Genomic DNA, 2065 nt, shown 5'->3' on the forward strand with positions numbered 1-2065 from the left:
CCGCCCCACACCCCGCCCGCCGACGGCGGTTTCAAGTACAACCCGCCGAGCGGCGGCCCGGCCGGTTCCGAGGCGACCGGCTGGATCCAGGACCGGGCCAACGAGATCATCGCGGACGGGCTGAAGGACGTACGGCGGATCCCGTACGTCCGTGCCCTGGCCGCGCCGACCACCGGGCGGTACGACTTCCTCGGCACCTATGTGAGGGATCTGCCGGCCGTGCTGGACCTGGACGCGGTACGCGCCGCCGGCGTACGGATCGGCGCGGATCCGCTGGGCGGCGCGTCGGTCGCGTACTGGGGCCGTATCGCCGAGCAGCACCGGCTCGATCTGACGGTGGTCAATCCGCTGACCGATCCCACCTGGCGGTTTATGACGCTGGACTGGGACGGCAAGATCCGGATGGACTGCTCGTCGCCGTACGCCATGGCCTCGCTGATCGACCGGCGCGAGGAGTACGGGATCGCCACCGGCAACGACGCCGACTCCGACCGGCACGGCATCGTCACACCGGACGCCGGGCTGATGAATCCCAACCACTATCTCGCCGCCGCCATCGGCTATCTCTACGCCCACCGCGACCGGTGGCCCGCCACGGCGGGCATCGGCAAGACGCTGGTGTCGTCCGGGATGATCGACCGCGTCGCCGCGGATCTCGGCCGCGAACTGGTCGAAGTGCCCGTCGGCTTCAAGTGGTTCGTGGCCGGGCTGGCCGACGGATCGCTCGGTTTCGGCGGGGAGGAGTCGGCCGGGGCGTCCTTCCTGCGGCGCGACGGTTCGGTGTGGACCACCGACAAGGACGGCATCATCCTGGCGCTGCTCGCCTCCGAGATCCTCGCGGTCACCGGCAGGACGCCCTCCGAGCACTACGCCACGCTCACCGGCCGCTTCGGGGCGCCCGCGTACGCCCGTATCGACGCGCCCGCCACACCGGCGGAGAAGTCCGTACTGGCCCGGCTCTCGCCCGAGCAGGTCACGGCGGACAGCCTCGCGGGCGAACCGGTCACCGCCGTACTCACCGAGGCGCCCGGCAACGGCGCGTCCATCGGCGGTATCAAGGTGATCACCGAGAACGCCTGGTTCGCGGCCCGTCCCTCGGGCACCGAGGACGTCTACAAGATCTACGCCGAGTCCTTCCTCGGCGCCGGGCATCTCGGCCGTGTCCAGGAGGAGGCCAAGGGCGTCGTCGCGGCGGCCCTGGACCTGGACGGCTGAGCCGGCGGTCCGGGCGACCGCGTACGGGCCTCGTACGCGCGGCCTGTACGCGGTCGCCGGGCCATGACGGCCATTCGCGTGATGAATGTGGTGATCGTGTGGGCACACGGCGTGGCGAGGGAAGGATGACCACCGGACACCGACACGCGTGCCCGTTCATCGACCGGTCTGACACGAGCTGTGTGCCTCCCAGGCCGGGCGAAGGGAGCAACGCAGATGATTGCTGTGCGACGCATCGCAGCTGCCGCGACGCTGGCAGCGCTGGCCGGCATATCCGCGCCTTCCGCGTTCGCGGCGGCCAGGGCCGCCGACGACGCGCCTTTCCTGAAGGCGATTCATCAGGGCAACCTGACGGAGATCCAGGACGGTGAGAACGCGGGCAAGCACGCCAGGGCGACATGTGTGAAGACGGTCGGCGCCACGCTGGTGCGCGACCACACGAAGCTGGACGCCGACGTCAAGGCGCTGGCGAACAAACTCGGCGTCACGCTGCCCACCTCGCCCTCCGCGGCCCAGGAGCAGGCGCTGGCCGCCGTGCAGGCGAAGGCCGGCACGAGCGGATACGACAGCGCCTGGCTCGCCAACGAGGACAAGGGACACGTGGACACACTCAAGCTGATCGACCAGGAGATCGCCACAGGCGGCAACTCCGAGGTCAGGGCGGCAGCCAGTGCGGCACGTCCCGTGGTGGCGGAGCACCTGACCCTGATCCGCGACTGCAAGGCCGAGCTCGGCCTAGCCTGACCCGGCCGACCTGCCTGAACCAACCAATCCGACCTCTGGTCAAGCCCGCCTCCACGGAGACCGGCCGCTGCCGCCGCACCGACGACCGCGGCAGCGGCCGGACCCG

At 70.7% G+C, this 2065-nt stretch carries 2 protein-coding genes; both read left to right on the top strand.

The annotated features are described in order from the left end of the window. On the top strand, window positions 1-1215 hold a 1215-nt coding region (locus GA0115259_RS36900), incomplete at its 5' end, for a phosphohexomutase domain-containing protein (RefSeq protein WP_107469410.1). Between the two features lie 216 nt (window positions 1216-1431). Then, window positions 1432-1959: a DUF4142 domain-containing protein gene (locus GA0115259_RS36905; protein WP_093604871.1), complete on the top strand. Its 528-nt coding sequence runs from the start codon at window positions 1432-1434 to the stop codon at window positions 1957-1959. The last annotated feature ends 106 nt before the right edge of the window (window positions 1960-2065 follow it).

The sequence above is a fragment of the Streptomyces sp. MnatMP-M17 genome (genome assembly GCF_900091995.1).
GTDB lineage: Bacteria > Actinomycetota > Actinomycetes > Streptomycetales > Streptomycetaceae > Streptomyces.

Excerpts from the sequence above, each read along its gene's own strand:
- GA0115259_RS36905 (WP_093604871.1), top strand. The coding sequence starts at position 1,432 with ATGATTGCTGTGCGACGCATCGCAGCTGCCGCGACGCTGGCAGCGCTG.